This is a genomic window from Pseudomonas sp. GW821-FHT09C10, from assembly GCF_059418085.1.
Window position 1 is genome coordinate 168773 of sequence record NZ_JBWKPE010000005.1, and the last position, 20891, is coordinate 189663.

Here is a 20891-nt window from a genome sequence, read left to right on the forward strand (position 1 = left end):
ACTCTGCGTTTACCCGAAGTTTTGGCGAACCCTCCTAGCCGTCCTGGCGAATAGCGCCGACTTCTTTACCTGACGAACCTCTCCAAAGTCTCTCGCCTGATCATTCAGTGCGAGGGACCGCCGATGCACCTACCCGCTAATGCCCTGGTCGTCGGGGCGGCCTCTTGATTCCCGTGATTGCCAGCTTTGTCCTGGCCCCCATGGATACTGAGGCGCCGGACGTTGAGCGCGTCTTTCGTGACTTTCGCGGTTGCCTGAATACCTTTGATGAGTGGGCCGGAAGCTTCTGGAGCGCTTCGGCGCTGGAGGTTGAGCAGGTCTTCAAGGTCGGCGATGAGGTAGCGCTGGTCGCGCCGATCAATCGCTCAATCATCCCCAGCAGCACCGTCGCCACGTGCCCGGCCAACGGCACCCTGACCCTGGTGCATATGTTTGAAAGCACGCGCTTCGTGCCCATCGGCAACACGCCGGTGATGCTGCAGCGCGTCGATCCCAATGGCGGCCCGTTGGGCGAGCCGATCCACAAGACCATCGGCCCCAGCGGCCTCCTCGAAATCACCGAGTGTGATCGCAACCAGCCGTACCAAATCACCTTCTATCCCAGCGTTTCCAAGGTTCACGTCAAGGCGCTGTATGGGTCTTATCAGTCGGTGATCGCGGGGTTGGAAGGTCACCTGCGTGACGAATGGACCAGGACCTTCCAGCCCCAATGGGACGACTTCGCCAATGCCCCGCCGCTCGAGCGCAGCGCGATGCAGGGCTTGGCCTTTTCCACCGGGATTGCCAAGGCGTTCTACAACCTGTGGGACAACGTTACGCAGCTGTATGACTTGCTGGCGGACCTCAAGGCCAACAGCCAGAAGTTGTTGGCCTACATCTCCCAGACTGAACTCGATGAACTGCTGAGGCTGGGCAACGACGCCATCGCAAAGGGGCTGTTGGTGCTCAGCGATGAGCCGCTGCTGTTTATCTACCTGTCGGCCATGGTCAGTTGGCTACGCCTGCTGCCGCCGCCCGAGCTGTATGAAGTGCTGGGCGAGATCAGCGGTGAGGTGTTGATCAATCTGTTCCTGATCTGGGCGACCCGTGGCATGGGCGTGCAGATTCGCCTGGGCGCTCAGGTGCTGGGACATATCAAATCCGGACGAGCGCGCAAGTGGCTGGAGAGGCTGGCTGATCAGTTGGTGGGGCCGACGTTGGACGCGCATGTCGAAGCGGTGAAGCCTTTGCTGCTCGGTGGCCCCGCGACAGCGATCAAGACTGTGCCGGTTGCGCCGTTGAAGGTTGGGGAGCATGTGGTTTCGAACCCGGTGTCGGCGGTTCGTAACAAGACACAGAAGACCGTGTTGGTCAGGCAGGAGCCTGTCGATGATGTGCCGGTTTCAGGGAAGAACCCGAACGGGGATGCGGCGGCCCCTTCGGATAAGACCGTCACCAACGGCTGCCCCGTGTCGATGGTTACCGGGGAGGAATTGCTCACTCTCACCGATGGCACGTTGGATGGGATCTTGCCATTCGAGTGGACCCGGCTGTATCGCACCAGTGCGCTGGAAGTGGATGACGGGTTGGGGTTTGGCTGGAGTCATTCGCTGGCGCATCGGCTGGTGGTGTCGGGCGATTCGGTGGTGTGGACGGACCATGAGAACCGCTCGATTGGGTTTCCACTGCCGACTGTTGTTCGACCCGCCATCACCAATAGTTTGGCCGAAGCCGCGATCTATTTAGGGTCTTCGCCGGATGAACTGGTGCTGGCCCAGGCATCACGGTTCTATCACTTTCGCGACGGTGTGTTGGTCTCCATCAGCGATGCGTATGACAACCGGCTGCGGATTTCTCGGGATTATTTGGGGCGCATCGAGCGGCTGGATAACGGTGTCGGGCGTTCGCTGTTCCTGCGCTATGCGTTCGGCCACATCGTGGCGGTGGATTATCAGGTTCAGCGGGCCAAGGGGTATGAGCCTTACGAATGGGTGACGGAGCAGAACGTTGTTTCCTACGCCTATGACGACCTGGGACGGTTGGTTTCGGCGACCAATGCCGTCGGCGAAAACGAGGTTTATCGCTACGACGAGCAGCACGTCATTCTTGAGCGGGGCTTGGCCGGTGGGGCGAGTTTCTTCTGGGCGTGGGAACGGGCTGGCAAGGCCGCGCGATGTGTGCGGCATTGGGCCAGTTTTTCCCAGATGGACACGCGGTATGCCTGGGGGGACGACGGTCGGGTCACGCTGCATAACGCCGATGGCAGTCAGGAAGTGTACGTCCATGACGACCGGGCGCGGCTGGTGCAGCGGATTGATCCGGACGGTGCCCAGCATTTCAAATCCTACGATGCCAAAGGCCGACTGACGGTTGAGCAGGATCCGCTGGGGGCGGTGACGACGTATCAGTACGACGAAGCCGGACGCTTGGTGGCGTTGTTTCCCGGGGATGATGAGCCGATAACCTACGAGCATGACAGTGGCTTCGTACGGGTTATGCGCCGTGGTGAGGCGGTCTGGAAGTACGAGCGCAATGACCAGGGCGATGTCATCCGCAAGACCGATCCCGATGGTCATGTTACGGATTACAGCTACGACCAATACGGGCAACTGGTTGGGGTTTGGTACCCGGATCATAGTTGCCAGCGGCTGGTGTGGAATGAGCGCGGACAGTTGCTTGAAGAGCAACTGCCGAATGGCGGCATCAAGCGTTATCGCTATGACGACCTGGGGCGCCAGATTGCCCGCGAGGATGAGCATGGCGCGCTGACGCAGTATCAGTGGGACAGCGTGGGCCGGTTGGTTCGCGTGGTGCTGCCCGGTGGGGCGTGTCGGGAATACAGCTACAACCCCTACGGAAAAATCACCGCCGAACGCGACGAACTGGGCTACGTCACCCGCTACGAATACGCCGACGGGTTGCACCTGATCAGCCGCCGTATCAACGCCGACGGTAGCCAGGTCAAGTACCGCTACGACAACGTGCGGTTACTGCTGACCGAGATCGAAAACGAGGTCGGCGAGACCTACCGACTTGATTACCACCCCAATGGCCTGATCCAGCAGGAAGTCGGCTTTGACGGGCAGCGCACCGCCTACGTCTACGACCTCAACGGCAACCTGCAGGAAAAGACCGAATACGGTGACGACGGCAGTCAGCTCGTTACTCGCTACGAGCGCGATCACGCCGGGCGCCTCTTACGAAAAACCCTGCCCGACGGCAGCCTTGTTGAATATGCCTACGACCGCCAGGGCAACCTGCTCAGCGTCGATGACGGCCACTGGGCACTGGCCTACGAATACGACCGCCAAAACCGCCTCACCGCCGAACACCAGGGCTGGGGCACCTTGCGCTACGGCTACGACACCTGCGGCCAGCTTCAACACCTGCGCCTGCCCGATAACAACCGGCTGGTTTTTAATCATGCGAAAGGCGGCCACCTCGCCAGCGTCGCGTTAAATGGCACGCTGCTGACGTCTCATCTGTTCAGGACCGGCCGTGAACACCAACGCGCCCAGGGGAAACTGCTCAGCAGCTACCAACACGACGAACAGGGCCGCCTGTTCAACCACGGGATCTGTGACAGCGAAGGTGCGCTGTACCAACGCCAATACGACTACGACAAAACCGGCAACCTCACCCGCCTGCTCGACACCCGCAAAGGCGAACACCACTACCACTACGACCCACTAGGCCGCCTCACCCGCGCCGACCACTCCCAAGACCTGCAGGAACGCTTCGGCCACACCCCGGCCGGCACCCTGCTGATGCAAGACCGCCCCGGCCCCGACATCGTCGCCGGCAACCGCCTGATGATCCAGGGTGACCGCCACTACGACTACGACGCCTTCGGCAACCTCATCCGCAAGCGACGCGGCAAAGGCCATCAACTCGTTACCGAATACCGCTACGACTGCCAGCACCGCCTGATCGGCATCACCCAACCCAACGGCCAAACCGCCAGCTATCGCTATGACCCGTTTGGGCGGCGGATCAGCAAAACCGTCGACGGCATCACGACGGAGTTTTTCTGGCAAGGCGACAAGCTGATTGCCGAACACCATGCGGATCGCCATCGCAGCTATCTCTACGAACCCGATAGTTTTAGGCCACTCGCCCTGCTGGAAGGCTTCGGCCCACAAGACACCAAAGCCTTCCACTACCAACTCGACCACCTCGGCACACCACAGGAACTCACCTCTCCAGACGGCGACATCGTGTGGTCCGCCCACTACCGCGCCTACGGCCAGATCAGCCGACTCGACAAAGGCACAATCGACAACCCGCTGCGTTTCCAGGGTCAGTACTTCGATCAGGAAAGCGGACTGCACTACAACCGCCATCGCTACTACAATCCAGATATTGGGTGTTACCTGACGCCGGATCCGGTGAAGTTGGCGGGTGGGATCAACGCGTACCAGTACGTGCCTAACCCTACGGGTTGGGTAGATCCACTCGGACTGAATGCCCGTTGCACCGGCGTAGTAAAGAAAAATCCAACCTGCGCAATACCTGTTGAACCTCACGCACCTTATGTATCTCGTAAAGGAGCATTCCGCGAAGCAAAAAGAGACGCCAATATACCGACATCGCAACAACCCGATGTATTTATCGACGCGGGTTCTGGCGCAAAAAAACAATACAACACTGTGAAAATGTCAGATATAAATGAAAAAACAATTTTAGATAATTCTGGAAAACCGATTAAGACGAGGGTCTACCAATATACGAGAGCCGATGGTTCCAAAATACTAATACAAGACCATTCAGCAGGGCATAATTTCGGTGCTCAAAACGGAGCAGGCGATCAAGGCTCTCACTTCAACCTACGCCCAATTGATACACCGCGAACCGGCAAAGTCCCGGGAACAAAAGACCACTACCCATTTAAGGATAAAAAATGAAGCATTGGAATGATCTTGAAGGAACAATATTTTTTAATAAATTGTTCAGTCGTCCAATTGAAATTCGCGAGATTTATATACACTCTCTGACGATAGAAAACGACCAACCTTCTCTCAGCATTGGTTTTGACATACCAGACTTTCCAGATTTTTTACCTCCAAAATGGGAGAATAAAGGATACAACACATGCAGGATTGGACTAACCTGTAACGCAATAAGTAACCTGCAGATAACCAATCTTCCTCGCCGGGAAATTTTCATTGCGAAAATAACGCGAAAAAACGAGCACTTTATTTTCAACGCAAAATCAGAAAATGCCTCTATTGAATTTAAATCAAAGTGGCTGTCTATGGCTGGGCCGTCAGTTTATATAAATTGTCCTGAACCAGGAGATCATAGCTGGCCAGCATAAGTTTTGTAGAATAGATGGGAGAAAGGATTAGATGATTTACATAACAGAAACTATGAGCGCTATAGCCAACCCCAATTCGCCCACCCGCCCACCCCCACCTAAACTCTCCCCATGTTATTTCAACGGACAGAGGGTTCACCATCATGGGCAAACGTCATCCCAATCTCCCCGCCTGGCAATGGCGTAACTACCCGCAAAACCATCAGCACCCGACCAACCTGGCGTTGCACCTGATTGCCGTGCCGTTGTTTATCATCGGGTTTCTGTTGATTGTGTCCGGAGTGTTCAGCCTGAGCCTGGCCAGTTTCGCCATTGGCGTAGTCGGCATCCTCGCAGGCCTGGCGTTGCAGCGTCATGGCCATAGCCTGGAAGCCGAGGCCGGTGAGCCGTTCAGTGATCGTAAAGACGCAGTACAGCGCCTGGTGGTCGAGCAGTTCCTGACGTTCCCGCGCTTTGTGTTGAGCGGTGGCTGGTGGCGTGCCTGGCGGCTGCGCCACCGCCACTGACGATCAGGCGAAGACCACCACGGTCTGGCGGCTGAGGGCGATCAACGCACCGGTTGGGCTCCACAGCGCGGCGGCGGCGTGGCCGTAGCCGTCGCGCGCATGCTCGATGCTGACGTGGTACTGGCACCAGTCCAGGGTCGTCAATTCCTGCAACGGCTGGATGAATTCGATGGTCCAGGTCAGGGTGCTGCCCGGAGCGGGCTTTTTCAGGTGCGGCAGCAACGCCGGTGGCCAGGCGTCGACCAGGGCGAGGATATGCGCTTCGGTCAGCGGTTCCTCCTTCACATCCCCGCGCAAGCGAACCCAACCGCCCATCTCGCGGGATTTATTCCCGGTAAACGGCAAACCGCCAACGCTCCAGCGCATCGCCAGGTGGCGCATGAATTCAGGCGTGACGCCTTTGATATAGGGCAGTTCCTGGCATTCATCCCAGTGCTTGAACGTCGGCGGCGGCTCGCTGGCCACATCGATTTCCGACTCGCGGGATGCGCCAAAACTTGCCTGTACCAGGGTCGCGACCTCACCGTTCTGCACAACACGGCCGAGCAACTGGCTGACCGCCTTGCCTTCACGCAACACTTCGACTTGATAGCTGGCGGGTACATCGGGCGCGACCGGGCCAACGAAGGTGATCGCAAGCGAGCGCAATGGGCGGTCCGTCGGCACCTGGGCGCGCAAGGCTTCGTATTGCAACGCAGCAACCAGGCCACCGAACGTGGCACGGCCCTGGGCCCATTCAGCGGGAATGGTGACATTCAGCGGGTTGCTTCGGGCGGCGTCGAGCAAATCACTAAAGCGCATGGCGACCTCACATCAAAAGAAACAGATGGGCGATCTTAACCAGCGCGCAGCCAAGGTACAGCGCTTATTCCGGCCAAAAGCCGGACCGTTTTAGAAACAATCCGCGCTGAGTTTGTCCAGCACGCGATCCGCCTGCCCTTCGGCCTTGGCCATGGTGCGATGCCAAATCGCAACACAGGGCTGCAGATCAGCTTGATGTTCGGCCTGGGCCAACCATTGCCAGCAGTCATGCCAATCACCCAGTGCCGCTTGGGCTTTCTTCAGGCGTGGCAGGGCATTGGCGGGCAACTTATCCAGCTGGGGGTAAGCCTCGGCGGCATAGCGCACACGCTTGATCAACAAGCGCAAACGGTGGCGATCATGGTCTGGATCTTTCAGCGCTTGATCGAGTTTCTGCCATTGCTTGGCCAGGCGCTTCTCAATGCGCGGTCGCAAACCCTTGAGCAATTTCTGGTGCTCCGAGGCGCGAATAAAGCGCGGGAATGCATCAAGGATCAGCAACAGATGGGCAACTTCCGGGCCTTGCGCCACCTGGCGATAGGCGTCGGGTTGCAGGCGCAGGCGTCGATCAGCGGCCTCGTGATAACCATGCTGATGCAAATACGCCGCCAGCACCTCTCGGTCGCGCAGCGGCGTCGTTAACTGGCCGACCGTACCGGCGGCCAATTCAAGCTGTTCTACGCCCGGCAGCCCGCGCAAAGGACGCAACAGGCTGCGCAGGCGGCGCACGGTGGTGCGCAGATCATGCAGGGCTTCATCATCGGTGACGGCAGCGAGGCGAGCCTGGCAGCTCAGTAACCCTACTTCCAGGCCAATGACCTGAGCGACTAACTGATCGACCAAAGCTGACATCCTGCCCTCACTCTCAAATGAAAAATCCCACTCTGCGCTGCACGTTAACGCCCGGCGCGCGACTCACGAATATAGAACCGCGCTTTTTCGGCCTTATTGGAGCAGCCTTCAAACGCCTCGAATTGCTGCTGGGTCTTGGCGCCAGTCAACAACGACAAGGCCTTGGAGTAGCTGACGGTGCCGGCAAAACCTTCGGCCTTGGCCAGGTCGAGCTCTTTCCAAGCGGCATCCAATTGCGAGCCACAGCTGTCGCGGTATGCGGTTTTCCCGGCACAACCCGCCAGGGCCAACATGATCACAGGCACACACATCCAGGCTTTCATCGATGACACCTCAAAATAAAGAAAAACAGTCGTACGCCTGTAGACGTTGCCTACAAGAAAAAGTGCCTTGTCCTTAGCCTGAAATCGGTAGTACCTATTGCCAGAGCATACCCGAGCCTGGGCGCTATTCTTGAAATATATTGCCAGGCGCAACCAAGATTGAAGCGGCCCCCAAAATAGGCGCATTGTGGGCCCCCGTTCATGAAGGACATCGACCATGAAGAAACGTGTTGCCTTGGTGTTGGGATCCGGCGGGGCCCGAGGCTACGCCCATATCGGGGTGATCGAGGAAATCGAACGGCGCGGTTACGACATCGCCTGTATCGCCGGTTGTTCCATGGGGGCCGTGGTGGGTGGGATCTACGCCGCGGGCAAACTGGACGAGTATCGAAACTGGATTGAAAGCCTCGACTACCTCGACGTGCTGCGGCTGGTCGACGTGAGTTTTCGCCTCGGGGCGATTCGCGGCGAGAAGGTCTTCGGGCAGATCCGCAAGATCGTCGGCGAGATCACTATCGAAGAGCTGCGCATCCCCTACACCGCCGTCGCCACCGACCTGACCAACCAACAGGAAATCTGGTTCCAGGAAGGCTGCCTGCACCAGGCCATGCGCGCCTCGGCGGCGATTCCCAGCCTGTTCACCCCGGTGATGCAAGGCAACCGCATGCTGGTGGACGGCGGCCTGCTCAACCCGCTGCCGATCGTGCCGGTGGTGTCGAGCCATTGTGACTTGATTATCGCGGTCAACCTTAACGCCACCAACCAGAAACACTACCAGTTGCCGGTGATCCAGCGCCCGCCGGCATTCAAGAGCCGCTTCAACAGCCTGGCGAAATCACTGGGTTCGCACCTGCCGTTTCGCCGCAAGCAGGCCGAGCAGTTGATGAAACTTGAGCAGGAAGCCTTGCAGGCCCAGGCGGCCGAGATCAATCCGTGGCTGGAGTCGGCCGAACCCGAATCCCAGCAACCTGCCGCCGCACCGGAAAAGCCGGGGGCGCCGAAGTCGGCCACCGGTTCATTCATCATCGATAACGTCGGGCCGGCGTCATTGCTGGATCTGATCAACCAGAGTTTCGAGGTGATGCAGACTTCGCTGGCGCAATACAAGATCGCTGGCTACCCGCCGGATGTACTGATCAACGTGCCGAAGCGGGTGTGCCGGTTTTTCGAGTTCTACAAGGCGCCGGAGCTGATCGCACTGGGCCGGGAAATTGCCAGTGATACCCTGGATCGCTATGAAAGCGAGCAGCGCTGAGACAGCCGTGTCGCTAGAGCGGTGGTGAGCGGGCTTGCCCCGCGTTGGGATGCGCAGCGGCCCCACTCAATGAGGAACGCGTAGTGTCAGGTACTCCTTTGGGCCTGGTTTTGGGGCTGCTACGCAGCCCAGCGCGGGGCAAGCCCGCTCACCACAGAACCCACAGGACCACAGGACCACAGGACCACAGGACCACAGGACCACAGAGAGGCTGACAGATCGCCTCAGGCGCTCAACAACCGATACCCCACTCCAGCCTCGGTCACAATAAATCTCGGCTGGGTCGGATCATCCGCCAGCTTCTGGCGCAGATGCCCCACCACAATCCGCAGGTAGTGACTGTCGTCGGTGTGGGTCGGACCCCAGATATCCTTGAGCAGTTGCTGTTGGGTGATCACCCGTCCCGGATGCCGCGCCAGTTGTGCCAGCACCGCGTATTCCTTGCGGGTCAGTGCCACCTCGGCGCCGTCCAGCAGCACGCGGCGATAGGCCAGGTCCACCGTCAACGGGCCAAACTGCAACGCCGCTTCCTGGGTCTCGCCCACAGGCGCCTGGCGCAACAAGGCGCGCACGCGGGCCAGGAACTCCTGGATGCCGAAGGGCTTGGTGACATAATCATTGGCGCCACCGTCAAGGGCTTCGACCTTCTGCTCTTCGCTGGCCCGCACCGACAGCACCAGCACCGGCACCGTCGACCACTCACGAAACTCGCGCAACACCTGCTGGCCGTCCATGTCCGGCAGGCCCAGGTCGAGCACCAGCAAGTCGGGCTTGCTCAACGCCGCCTGGGCCAGGCCTTCGTTGCCGGTGCCGGCCTCGATCACTTTGTAACCCTGGGAGGCCAGGCTGATGCGCAGGAATTTGCGGATCTGCGGTTCGTCATCAATGACTAAAATCGTCGCGGTCTGGCTCATGGCGTCCCATCAACATCCGTAGAGAAAACAGGGTAGCTCACGCCTCGCCTTCCAGGCCAGGCTGTGTCGGCAATGGCAGGAACAGCGTGATACAGGTACCGCGCCCCTCAATGCCTTCGGCCACGCTGATATGCCCACCATGGGCGCCGACCATGCCCTGGCAGATCGCCAGGCCGAGGCCGGTGCCCTGCCCGCCTCGATCACCGCGTGCGGCGGTGTAGAACATGTCGAAGATCTTCGCCCGCTCATCCTCAGGAATACCGGGCCCCTCATCCGCCACGGCGAAAAACAATCGGTTATCCGAGACGCCGGCGCTCAGTTGCAATCGACCGTGGAGCGGTGAAAAGCGCGCGGCGTTTTCCAATACATTGACCAGTGCCTGTTCGATCAACGCGGCATGGACATAGAGCAGCGGCAACTCCGCGGGCACATCGGTGCTCACCTGCAGCGGCGCCAGCACCGCGCGCAAACGCCCGAGCGCACTGCCGACAATATCGCCGGGCGACACCCAGTCCCGCGCCAGCTTCAGCGCGCCATGGCCCAGTCGCGTCATGTCCAGCAGGTTCTGGATATAGCGGTCCAGGCGCTCGGCTTCATCACGAGTACCTTCGAGCAACTCGCGGCGATCCGCCAGGGGGATGGCTTCGCCGAGCGCAAGCAGGCTGTCGATACTGCCGCGCATGGAGGTCAACGGTGTGCGCAAATCGTGGGACACCGACGCCAGCAAGGCGCTGCGCAGTTGCTCGGTTTCGCCATGCAAACGTGCGGATTCCAGCTCCTGGGCCAACTGTGCCCGCGCCAGGGCCTGGGCCAGGGGCTGGCTCAAGGCGGTGAGCAAGCGACGGCGTTGGCCGCTCAATTCCAGGCCCGGCTTGGCACTGACGCCGAGCAACCCGAGCGGGCCTTCTTCGCCCGACAACGGCCACCACCACCAGCGCCCGAACGGCAAGGTGCCGGTGCCCATGCCTGCCGGCTGGTCATGCTGCCAGGCCCAATCGGCCGCAGCCCGTTCGGCTTCGGTGAAGGTCAGCGGGCCGCCGGTCTCGACTTTCCAGCCACCCTGGCCGTCGCGATTGACCAGGCACAGATCCAGGTCGCTCCAACCTTCCAGATGGTGGGCGGCGGCACTGATCACCGCCTGGCGGTCGGTGGCGGCGGTGAGTTTGCGCGACAGGTCGAGCAGTTCGCCGGTTTCTTCCTGAGTGTCGCGCAACGCCTGCAACTGACGGCGCTGGCGTGCGGCAAGATTGCCGGTGAGTGCCGCCATCAGCAGGAAGAACAACAGCGTCAGTACATCCTCTTCGCGCTGGATGGCGAAGGAGAAATTCGGCGGGATAAACAGGAAGTCATAGGTCAGGAACGACAACGCCGCACACACCAGGGACGGCCCCAGGCTGCTGCGCACCGCCACCAGCAACACGGCGGCGAGAAACACCAGCGAGATATTCGGCAACGGCAACACGCTTGCCACGGCCCAGGCCACAGCGGCGGCGACGACGGTCGCAACCACGGCCAAGGCGTAATCGAACCACACCAGGCCGCGCACATCCGGCAAGCGTGGGCCTGCGGGCACATCGTCGCTGTCGAGGACGTTGATTTCCAAGCCCCGGGCATTACGCAACAGGCGCGCCGCCAAGCCGCCACCGAACAGGCGACGCCGCCAACGCATTCGCGACTGCCCCACCAACAGCAGGCTGGCACGGCGTTCGGCGGCATGCTGGATCAAAGTCTTGGCCACCTCCCCCGCCCGCAGCAGCACCACTTCGCCGCCAAGACGCTCGGCCAGTTGCTGGGCGTTTTGCAGGCGCAGACGGGCCTGCTCATCCCGCGCACGGCCGTTGTCGATATGCACCAGGCTCCACGGCAAATGCCGGCGCTGGGCGACGCGACTGGCATGGCGCACCAGGCGTTCGGCTTGCGCATCGCCATCCACGCCCACCAACAAACGCCCACGCACCGCCGGCGCCGCCTGGCCGAGCTGGCGATAGCCCTGGGCCAAATCGTCGTCGACATGGGCGGCGGCGGTCTGCATCGCCAGCTCGCGCAGGGCCATCAGGTTGGTCTGGGTAAAGAACGCATCGATGGCGGCGCGGGCCTGCTCCGGCACATACACCTTGCCGTCGCGCAGACGCTCGAGCAGTTCGCGGGACGGCAGGTCGATCAGCAGCAGTTCGTCGGCTTCCTGCAGCACCCAATCCGGCAGGGTTTCGCGGACCTGCACACCGGTGATGCCGCGGACCTGGTCATTCAGGCTTTCCAGGTGCTGGACGTTGACCGTGGTAAACACGTTGATGCCGGCGGCGAGCAGTTCCTGGATGTCTTGCCAGCGCTTTTCATGGCGGCTGCCGGGGGCGTTGCTGTGGGCCAGTTCGTCCACCAGCACCAGCTTGGGCTTGGCGGCGAGCAGGCCGTCGAGGTCCATTTCTTCGAGCATCACGCCACGGTATTCGCTGCGCAACAGCGGTTGTTGCGGCAGGCCGCTGAGCAAGGCTTCGGTCTCGGCGCGGCCGTGGGTTTCAACCACGCCGGCGATCAGTTTGACGCCCTGGCGCAGTTGGGTGTGGGCGGCCTGGAGCATGGCGTAGGTCTTGCCCACACCCGGCGCGGCGCCGAGGAAAACTTTGAGCCGGCCACGGCCGTCCCGGGGTAGATCGGCTAGCAGGGCATCGGCGCGGCCGGAGTCGCTCATGCTGGGGTTTCCTTCAATTGTTCAGACCCAGAGAAAATCCAATGTGGGAGGGGGCTTGCCCCCGATAGCGGTGGTTCAGTCGATACCTGTGTTGACTGACACTCTGCTATCGGGGGCAAGCCCCCTCCCACAGGGTTCAGAGTTTTTCCAGGGCCATGTTCAGCGCCAGCACATTCACCACCGGCGGCCCCACCAGCGGGCTTTCGATATGTTCATCCATCAACCGTTGCAGGGTCGATACCGGCACATTTCGCGCGGCAGCCACCCGTGCCAGTTGATAGGCAATCGCCTGGGGTGGCAAGTGTGGATCAAGACCGCTGCCGGAGGTAGTCAGCGACACCAAGGGCACCGGGCCCTGGCCGGGCACCAATTGCTTGCTCGCGTCATCGAACACGCGGGTGGCCAAGGCCGGGTTGCTGGGGCCGAGGTTACTGGCGCTGCTGGAAACCGTCGCAAAGGCCCCCGCCGAAGGGCGCGGATGGAACCAGCTGTCACCGGTAAACTCCTGGGCGATCAGGCTGGAGCCACGCACCTTGCCGCTGGCATCGCGCACCAGGCTGCCGTTGGCCTGGTCCGGGAAGGCGACTTGGGCGACACCGGTCACCACCAGTGGGTAGGCCACGCCGGTGATCAGGGTCATGAGCACCAGCAGGCTCAGGGCCGGGCGGATTATGTTGGACATTTCAAATTCCTCAATTCAGTCTTTGCAACCTGTGGGCACCGGGGTGGTGCCCACAGGCATCGGGTCACACCAGGTGCAGCGCGGTCAGCAGCATGTCGATCGCCTTGATGCCCACGAACGGCACCAGCAACCCGCCCAGGCCATAGATCAGCAGGTTGCGCCGCAGCAACGCCGCCGCACTCGCGGCCTGCACACGCACACCGCGCAGCGCCAGGGGAATCAGCACCACGATGATCAGCGCGTTGAACACGATGGCCGAGAGAATCGCGCTCTGGGGGCTCTGCAAGTGCATCACGTTGAGCACGCCCAACTGCGGGTAGATCGAGGCGAACAACGCCGGCAGGATCGCGAAGTACTTGGCCACATCATTGGCGATGGAAAAGGTGGTCAACGCGCCGCGAGTCACCAGCAACTCCTTGCCGATCTGCACCACGTCCAGCAGCTTGGTGGGGTCGCTGTCGAGGTCGACCATATTGGCGGCCTCGCGGGCGGCCTGGGTGCCGTCGTTCATCGCCATGCCGACGTCCGCCTGGGCCAGTGCCGGGGCGTCGTTGGCACCGTCGCCGCACATCGCCACCAGGCGGCCGTCGTTTTGCTCGTGACGGATGCGCGCGAGTTTTTTCTCCGGGGTCGCTTCGGCCAGCACGTCATCCACACCGGCTTCGGCAGCAATCGCAGCGGCCGTCAGCGGGTTGTCACCGGTGACCATCACCGTACGAATGCCCAGCTTGCGCAGCTCGGCGAAACGTTCGCGGATACCGGGCTTGACCACGTCCTTGAGGTGGATCGCACCGAGCAATTTGCCGTCGGCACACACCAGCAAGGGCGTGCCGCCGCTCTGGGCGATCTTGTCGATTTCCCGCGCCAATGCCGGTTGCAGGTCGCTGCGTGGCTGGCCGATAAATGCCAGCAACGAATCCACTGCGCCTTTGCGGAACACGCGACCCTGGTAGTCGACACCGGACAAGCGGGTCTCGGCGCTGAACGGTACCGCGGTCAGCTCATCCAGGGATGGCTCGGCCTGCGGGTGCAGAGCCCGCAGGTATTCGACAATGGATTTGCCTTCTGCCGTGTCATCGGCCAAAGAAGCAAACAACGCACCTTCGGCCACTTCCTTGCCACTGACGCCAGGCGCCGCAACCACCGCCGCACACCGACGGTTACCGAAGGTGATGGTGCCGGTCTTGTCCAGCAGCAACACGTGCACGTCACCGGCCGCTTCCACGGCACGGCCGGACTTGGCGATCACATTGAGGCGCACCAGGCGGTCCATGCCGGCAATACCGATGGCCGACAACAAGCCGCCGATGGTGGTAGGAATCAGCGTCACCAGCAGTGCGACCAAAAACACCAGGGGCAAGCTGCCATTGGCGAAGTGGGCGAAGGGCTGCAAGGTCACAACCACCAGCAGGAAGATCAGGGTCAGGCCGATCAGCAGAATATCCAGCGCGACTTCGTTGGGGGTTTTCTGACGTTTGGCGCCTTCGACCAGGGCGATCATGCGGTCCAGGGTGGACTCGCCGGGGTTGGCGGTGATGCGGATCAGCAGCCAGTCCGAGACCAGCCGCGTGTTGCCGGTGACGGCCGAGCGATCGCCACCGGACTCGCGGATCACCGGCGCGGATTCACCGGTGATCGCCGCTTCGTTGACCGCTGCGATGCCTTCGACGACCTCGCCATCGCCGGGGATCATTTCCCCGGCGGCCACACGCACCACATCACCTTTACGCAGACTGGTGGCCGGCACGACCTTGAAGCTGCCATCGGCTTCCTTACGCCGCGCGCTCAGGCCTTCGCTGCCAGCCTTGAGGCTGTCGGCACGGGCCTTGCCGCGTCCTTCGGCCAAGGCTTCGGCGAAGTTGGCGAACAGCACCGTGAACCACAGCCACACGGCGATTTGCACGGCCACATACGTCGGTACGGCGGTGTCGGGCACAAAGCACAGCACGGTGGTGAGGATGGCGGTCAGCTCGACCACCAGCATCACCGGCGAGCGTTGCAGCTGGCGCGGGTCCAGCTTGACGAACGCCTGGACCAGCGCCGGGCGCCACAGGGCCGAGACGGCGGTTTTGGCGGGTTCCTGGGTTTTGACCGGGGCCGCGTTTTTTGCAGGCATATTCATGTTCATATCCCCTTGTTAGAAGCCCATGCTCAAGTGTTCAGCGATGGGCCCCAGCGCCAGCGTCGGCAGGAAAGTCAGGCCGCCCACCAGCAAAATAGTCACGGTCAACAGGGTCACGAACAGCGGACCATGGGTCGGGAAGCTGTTCTGGCCAATCGGTGCGGTCTTCTTCATCGCCAGGCTGCCGGCCAGGGCCAGTACCGGGAGGATGTAGCCGAAGCGGCCGATCAACATGCCCAGGCCCAGCATCAGGTTGTGGAACGGCGTGTTGGCACTGAAACCGCCGAACGCCGAGCCGTTGTTGGCGCTGGCCGAGGTGTAGGCGTACAGCAATTGGCTGAAACCATGAGGGCCAGGGTTGCTGATCGCGCCGGCTGGGCCGGGCAGGCTCGCGGCGATGGCACCCAGTACCAACACACCCACCGGCATCACCAGCAGGGTCACTACCAGCAGTTGCACTTCCTTGGCCTGGAGTTTCTTGCCCAGATATTCCGGGGTGCGGCCGATCATCAGGCCGGCCAGGAATACCGCGATCAACACGTTGAGCAACATGCCGTACATACCGGCGCCGACGCCGCCGAAGATCACTTCGCCGACCATCATGTTGACCAGCGCCACCATCCCACTGAGGGGGTTGAGGCTGTCTTGCATGCCGTTGACCGAACCGTTGGATGCCGCGGTGGTGGTCACCGACCACAACACCGTGCCGGTGGTGCCGAAGCGCGCTTCCTTGCCTTCCAGCGGCGCGGTCTGCTCGACGGCCGGGTTGTTCAAGGTCGGGTTGGGCTGGTATTCGGACCACAGGGAAGTGGCGCCGCCGATCAGGAACAGCGCCAGCATGCAGCCAAGGATCGCGCGGCTCTGACGCAGGTCTTTCACGTAGTGGCCGAAGGTGAATACCAACGCCACCGGGATCAGGATGATCGAAGCCACTTCGAACAGGTTGGCCCAGGCGGTCGGGTCTTCAAACGGGTGCGCCGAGTTGACGCCGAAGAAGCCGCCGCCGTTGGTGCCCAGTTGCTTGATCGCAATCTGGCTGGCTGCCGGGCCCAGGGGGATCACTTGATCCACGCCTTGCAGGGTCACGGCATCCACATAGTGCGCGAAGGTTTGCGGTACGCCCTGCCATACCAGGAACAGCGCCAGCACCAGGCACAACGGCAACAGGCCGTAGAGCGTCGCGCGGGTCATGTCGACCCAGAAGTTACCCAGGGTCCTGGCGGATTTGCGCCCGATCCCACGGCACAGCGCGACCAGGACGGCCAGGCCGGTGGCCGCACTGACGAAGTTCTGCACGGTCAGGCCAGCCATCTGGCTAAGATAGCTCAGGGACGCCTCACCGCTGTAGGACTGCCAGTTGGTGTTGGTCATGAAACTGACCGCAGTATTGAAGGCCAGGGTCCATTCCTGGCCCGGCAATTTCTGCGGGTTCAGTGGGAGATAGTCCTGGAACAGCAGGATCGCGAACAACAGCAAAAAGCCCGCGAGGTTGAACGCGAGCAAGGCGAGCATGTATTTCTGCCAGCTTTGTTCCTGATGTTCATCCACCCCCGACAGGCGATAACAGGCTTTTTCGACAGGCCCCAGCACCGGGCTCAGCCAGGTGCGCTGGCCTTCCATCACCTTGTAGTAGAACCGCCCCAGGAACGGTGCCGGCACCAGTACCACGGCAAAGAAGGCAATGATCAGCCAATAGTCATAACTGTGCATGGCCAGCTCCTAGTTCCGATCCGCGCGTAACAGCGCAACCAGCAGATAAATGAACAGCGCCACGGCCAATAGCAGTGACACCCCGTCCAGAACGCTCATGGAAGTCTCTCCGTTTAGCGGCGAGTGCCGCGTGTGGGGCAATTGTCCGCAGGAGTGGCGTAAAGGAACGAGAGCGACGGGCTGGGCGGGGCGTAAAGATGGCGTAAAGAGTGGGTTTATGCGGGGTTTACACTGGGGGTTTCCAGCGTCTGGGCGGGCGCTATCGGGGGCAAGCCCCCCTCCCACACTTGACCGCGTTGTCATGCCGAGCGCCAGTCAACCTGTGGGAGGGGGCTTGCTCCCGATAGCGCCGGCACCGTGACCGCCGCACCTATCTGGTGCGACACCGGCAAATTTCAAACGCCAAACCATCCCCCACACGACAGTTGCGCCGCTTTACGACAATGATTCTCAGGCTGGCATGGCCGCTGCAACACCTTGAATCATTCCAAACCGTTCAGGGAGCGCAGCACGATGAACACACAACTCAAACCCACCTTGGGCACCCTGCATTTATGGGGCATTGCCGTCGGGCTGGTGATTTCCGGGGAATACTTCGGCTGGAGCTACGGCTGGGGCGTGGCCGGGACCTTGGGCTTTCTGGTGACCTCGCTGATGGTCGCCGCGATGTACACCTGCTTTATCTTCAGTTTCACCGAGCTGACTACTGCCATTCCTCACGCAGGCGGGCCGTTTGCCTACAGTCGTCGCGCCTTTGGGGAGAAAGGCGGCTTGATCGCAGGCCTCGCCACCTTGATCGAATTTGTCTTCGCACCGCCTGCCATCGCCCTGGCGATCGGCGCGTATCTGAATGTGCAGTTCCCGGCCCTGGACCCCAAGCATGCGGCCGTCGGTGCCTACATCGTGTTCATGGGGCTGAATATTCTCGGCGTAAAACTGGCCGCGACCTTCGAGCTGGTGGTGTGCGTGCTCGCCGTCGCCGAGCTGCTGGTGTTCATGGGCGTGGTCGCGCCCGCGTTCAGCTTCAGCCACTTTGCCCTGAACGGCTGGGCCGGTTCCGATACCTTCGGCGCCCCGGCGATTGCCGGGATGTTTGCGGCGATTCCGTTTGCCATCTGGTTCTTCCTGGCCATCGAAGGCGCGGCCATGGCGGCCGAGGAAGCGAAAGATCCTAAGCGCACCATTCCAAAGGCCTACATCAGCGGCATCCTGACCCTGGTGATCCTGGCCATGGGCGTGATGTTCTTCGCCGGCGGCGTGGGCGACTGGCGCACCCTGTCGAACATCAACGATCCACTGCCGCAGGCGATGAAAACCGTGGTGGGCGACAACTCCGGCTGGCTGCACATGCTGGTCTGGATCGGCCTGTTCGGCCTGGTGGCGAGCTTCCACGGCATTATCCTGGGCTACTCGCGCCAGTTCTTCGCCCTGGCCCGCGCCGGTTACCTGCCCTCCTTCCTCGCCAAATTATCGCGTTTTCAGACACCACACCGGGCAATCATCGCCGGTGGCGTGGTCGGCATCGCCGCCATCTACAGCGATGGCCTGATCAACCTGGGCGGCATGACATTGACCGCGGCGATGATCACCATGGCGGTGTTCGGTGCCATCGTGATGTACATCATGAGCATGCTCAGCCTGTTCAAACTGCGTAAGACCGAACCGCTGCTGGAACGTACCTTCCGCGCGCCGGGTTATCCGATCGTGCCCGGCATTGCGCTGGCGCTGGCCGTGGTGTGCCTAGTGGCCATGGCGTGGTTCAACACGCTGATCGGGCTGATCTTCCTCGGCTTTATGGCCGTGGGTTTCATCTACTTCCAAATGACCGCACAGGATCGTGCCGATGCACCGGCAGACGCAATGTTGACCGGGCTCTAAGGTTTCGAGGCAGAACGGGCCTACACTGAACTACTCAGAAAGCCCGTCACTCAAAGTAGTTATTGCCGTGGGAAAATTCTCCGACGGTAATCTGCCTCAAGGAGAGCCTTATGCCGTGGTATGCGTGGTTGATTATGGTGGTTGCGATCGGGTCGATCGTCGGAGGGCTGATGATGCTGCGTGACAGCGCCAACAAGGTGGAACTCACCGACGAACAACGCAAACGCGTGGCCGAACGCAACGCCCAGGCGGATGCCAAGGACGCGCAGGACCGCTAGGACCGCTTACTCCCAATCCGCCTTGGCAATCTGCAACCCGTGCTGCCCTTTATAGGCAGCACGCTCCGGCTGACTCCAGCCGTCCAGCAACTCGTCCTCCAGCCGATAGATCTCAACCCCCAACGGACGGCACACCGTCAGCGGATCCTGCGCATCCGGCCCCCACATCGGCAGCGACAAATCCCCGCCCGGGCACGTCGAAAGCGCGCAGAGCAAATCAATCTCGGCAAAGAACTCCAGGTAATCGCCCTTCTGCGCCGGGCAGGCTTTCATGAAATACATGTCCTCGTGATTGAGGCCCGTGCACTGGAAAATATTCAGTACGTCATGCACGTCGAATTCCGTCAGACCGTGGGGTAATACCGCGCGGGTCAGGTTGGAGTGGCAATGGTGATGGAAGTCCTCGCCGGTGAGCATGCGGTTCACATAGGGATCGCACCGCGTCCCCAGCAAGTCATGCAGACGCCCGCCGTGCTCATCGATGCCGTAACTGGCCAGGCTGTCATCGGTGATGGTCACCAGTGGCCTTAGAAATGGCAGATTCGACCATAGCCGGTCATGAGTGCTCACATGCGCCCCCTGCAACTGACGGGTACGTGCAGCCCAAAGACGTTCGCGGGGGTCATTGGCGTTCCACACATTGAAGTCCCCCACCTGCGGGCCCACGGGCGTGGTGACACGAAACACATGCCCGGCGGGCACCTTCCACGCCCTGCCCGTGCGAATCGGTACCTCGAACTGCTCGATCAAGCTGCGCTGATCTTTTCGGTCACGAATGCGCTCGTAAAATGCCGCGTCGACCTGCAACGCCGAACCCTTGCTGACCTGATAAGCGGCCGGATAGTCTTTGTACATGGTGCAGATCCTCGATCAGGAGTGGGTAAACAGGGCCAAGGACAGGCGTTCCGAATCATCCAGGTACAGGCTCATTGCCTCCCCTGCAGCCAATTTGTCGTGCTTGACCAGCCATTGATAAATCTCACGATCACGCTCCAGCCAGGGCGACTGGAAACGTTGCTCATCAGGCGCGGCGCAAAACACCAGGCGCAACTGGGCGATGACCTGGGCAAAAAACTCATCGAACAACGGGCTGCCCATCAACCCGACGATGTGCTGATGGAACAGCAAACTGTGGGTGGCCACCGCCCGCCAATCCTCGCGCTCACGGGCCAGGGAGGTGGCGTCAATAGCGTTTTGCAGGCGCTCGGATTGCTCCTGCGTCAAGGCATCGCTTCCGGCGATGGCCTGCAATTCAAGGGTACGGCGGACTACAAACAGGTCGCGGATTTCCTCCCGCTCCAACCGCCGCACCATAACGCCCTTGTTGCGCACATAACGGGTCAACCCCTCCTGCCCCAGACGGTGCAAGGCTTCGCGAATCGTATTGCGCGACGCACTGTAGGCCTTGACCAGATCCACCTCGACCAATGCCATGCCTGGCAATAACCGCCCCGCAATGATGTCGGCACGCAGCTCCAGGGCAATCTGGTCGGCTAAAGACAAACTGAGCGTCATGACCACCTCACGATTGTTGAACAATCTTCCGTCTAGATGTAATCACATTTCATGCCAACGCCCTGCATAC

General features: G+C 61.1%; 17 protein-coding genes. 6 read left to right on the top strand and 11 right to left on the bottom strand.

Going from position 1 to position 20891, the window contains the following annotated elements:
• Positions 1-164 precede the first annotated feature (164 nt).
• The 3 genes from AC07OT_RS12300 (at position 165) to AC07OT_RS12310 (ending at position 5802) form a co-directional block, all read left to right on the top strand.
• Positions 165-4883 carry an RHS repeat-associated core domain-containing protein gene (locus tag AC07OT_RS12300; RefSeq protein WP_495108172.1) on the top strand — a complete coding sequence of 1573 codons (4719 nt, stop codon included), beginning with the start codon at positions 165-167 and terminating at the stop codon, positions 4881-4883.
• Complete coding sequence (locus AC07OT_RS12305) at positions 4880-5296, top strand: Imm50 family immunity protein (RefSeq protein ID WP_495108173.1); 417 nt, start codon at positions 4880-4882, stop codon at positions 5294-5296. The genes AC07OT_RS12300 and AC07OT_RS12305 overlap by 4 nt, the downstream gene beginning before the upstream one ends.
• Before the next feature lie 143 nt (positions 5297-5439).
• Complete coding sequence (locus tag AC07OT_RS12310; RefSeq protein WP_027604139.1) at positions 5440-5802, top strand: Mpo1-like protein; 363 nt, start codon at positions 5440-5442, stop codon at positions 5800-5802.
• Between the two features lie 3 nt (positions 5803-5805).
• Here AC07OT_RS12310 and AC07OT_RS12315 read toward each other — a convergent pair whose 3' ends face one another.
• The 3 genes from AC07OT_RS12315 to AC07OT_RS12325 form a co-directional block, all read right to left on the bottom strand.
• The gene (locus tag AC07OT_RS12315) at positions 5806-6603 is read right to left on the bottom strand and encodes an acyl-CoA thioesterase (RefSeq protein ID WP_027604140.1); all 798 of its coding nucleotides are present in this window, start codon (positions 6601-6603) and stop codon (positions 5806-5808) included.
• Between the two features lie 90 nt (positions 6604-6693).
• Positions 6694-7455: a CHAD domain-containing protein gene (locus AC07OT_RS12320; RefSeq protein ID WP_065947441.1), complete on the bottom strand. Its 762-nt coding sequence runs from the start codon at positions 7453-7455 to the stop codon at positions 6694-6696.
• A 44-nt stretch (positions 7456-7499) separates the two neighbouring features.
• Positions 7500-7778: a hypothetical protein gene (locus AC07OT_RS12325; protein WP_003172685.1), complete on the bottom strand. Its 279-nt coding sequence runs from the start codon at positions 7776-7778 to the stop codon at positions 7500-7502.
• A gap of 217 nt (positions 7779-7995) precedes the next feature.
• On the opposite strand from AC07OT_RS12325, the gene AC07OT_RS12330 reads away from it, so the two are divergent.
• Positions 7996-9033: a patatin-like phospholipase family protein gene (locus tag AC07OT_RS12330; RefSeq protein WP_115486026.1), complete on the top strand. Its 1038-nt coding sequence runs from the start codon at positions 7996-7998 to the stop codon at positions 9031-9033.
• A gap of 224 nt (positions 9034-9257) precedes the next feature.
• On the opposite strand, the gene AC07OT_RS12335 is transcribed toward AC07OT_RS12330, so the two are convergent.
• The 6 genes from AC07OT_RS12335 to kdpF form a co-directional block, all read right to left on the bottom strand.
• Positions 9258-9947 carry a response regulator gene (locus AC07OT_RS12335; protein WP_115486025.1) on the bottom strand — a complete coding sequence of 230 codons (690 nt, stop codon included), beginning with the start codon at positions 9945-9947 and terminating at the stop codon, positions 9258-9260.
• A 37-nt stretch (positions 9948-9984) separates the two neighbouring features.
• Positions 9985-12636 carry a DUF4118 domain-containing protein gene (locus AC07OT_RS12340; RefSeq protein WP_495108174.1) on the bottom strand — a complete coding sequence of 884 codons (2652 nt, stop codon included), beginning with the start codon at positions 12634-12636 and terminating at the stop codon, positions 9985-9987.
• A 136-nt stretch (positions 12637-12772) separates the two neighbouring features.
• On the bottom strand, positions 12773-13318 hold the full coding sequence (kdpC, locus tag AC07OT_RS12345) for a potassium-transporting ATPase subunit KdpC (protein ID WP_141157100.1): 546 nt from the start codon (positions 13316-13318) through the stop codon (positions 12773-12775).
• A gap of 64 nt (positions 13319-13382) precedes the next feature.
• Positions 13383-15446, bottom strand: coding sequence for a potassium-transporting ATPase subunit KdpB (gene kdpB / locus AC07OT_RS12350; protein WP_425375798.1), 2064 nt, complete (start codon positions 15444-15446; stop codon positions 13383-13385).
• 9 nt (positions 15447-15455) lie between these two features.
• The gene (kdpA, locus tag AC07OT_RS12355) at positions 15456-17150 is read right to left on the bottom strand and encodes a potassium-transporting ATPase subunit KdpA (protein WP_065928096.1); all 1695 of its coding nucleotides are present in this window, start codon (positions 17148-17150) and stop codon (positions 15456-15458) included.
• Positions 17151-17159: 9 nt separating this feature from the next.
• The gene (kdpF, locus tag AC07OT_RS12360) at positions 17160-17249 is read right to left on the bottom strand and encodes a K(+)-transporting ATPase subunit F (protein ID WP_003218754.1); all 90 of its coding nucleotides are present in this window, start codon (positions 17247-17249) and stop codon (positions 17160-17162) included.
• A gap of 414 nt (positions 17250-17663) precedes the next feature.
• Here kdpF and eat point away from each other — a divergent pair, with 414 nt between their 5' ends.
• Complete coding sequence (gene eat, locus AC07OT_RS12365) at positions 17664-19028, top strand: ethanolamine permease (RefSeq protein ID WP_495108175.1); 1365 nt, start codon at positions 17664-17666, stop codon at positions 19026-19028.
• 110 nt (positions 19029-19138) lie between these two features.
• Positions 19139-19306: a DUF2897 family protein gene (locus AC07OT_RS12370; protein WP_003172675.1), complete on the top strand. Its 168-nt coding sequence runs from the start codon at positions 19139-19141 to the stop codon at positions 19304-19306.
• A 6-nt stretch (positions 19307-19312) separates the two neighbouring features.
• On the opposite strand, the gene AC07OT_RS12375 is transcribed toward AC07OT_RS12370, so the two are convergent.
• Both AC07OT_RS12375 and AC07OT_RS12380 read right to left on the bottom strand, forming a co-directional pair.
• A complete protein-coding gene (locus tag AC07OT_RS12375; RefSeq protein ID WP_495108176.1) occupies positions 19313-20161 on the bottom strand; it encodes an urea carboxylase-associated family protein in 849 nt (282 codons plus the stop codon).
• A 15-nt stretch (positions 20162-20176) separates the two neighbouring features.
• Positions 20177-20821, bottom strand: a complete 645-nt coding sequence (locus AC07OT_RS12380; RefSeq protein ID WP_495108177.1) for a GntR family transcriptional regulator — start codon at positions 20819-20821, stop codon at positions 20177-20179.
• Positions 20822-20891: the final 70 nt, after the last annotated feature.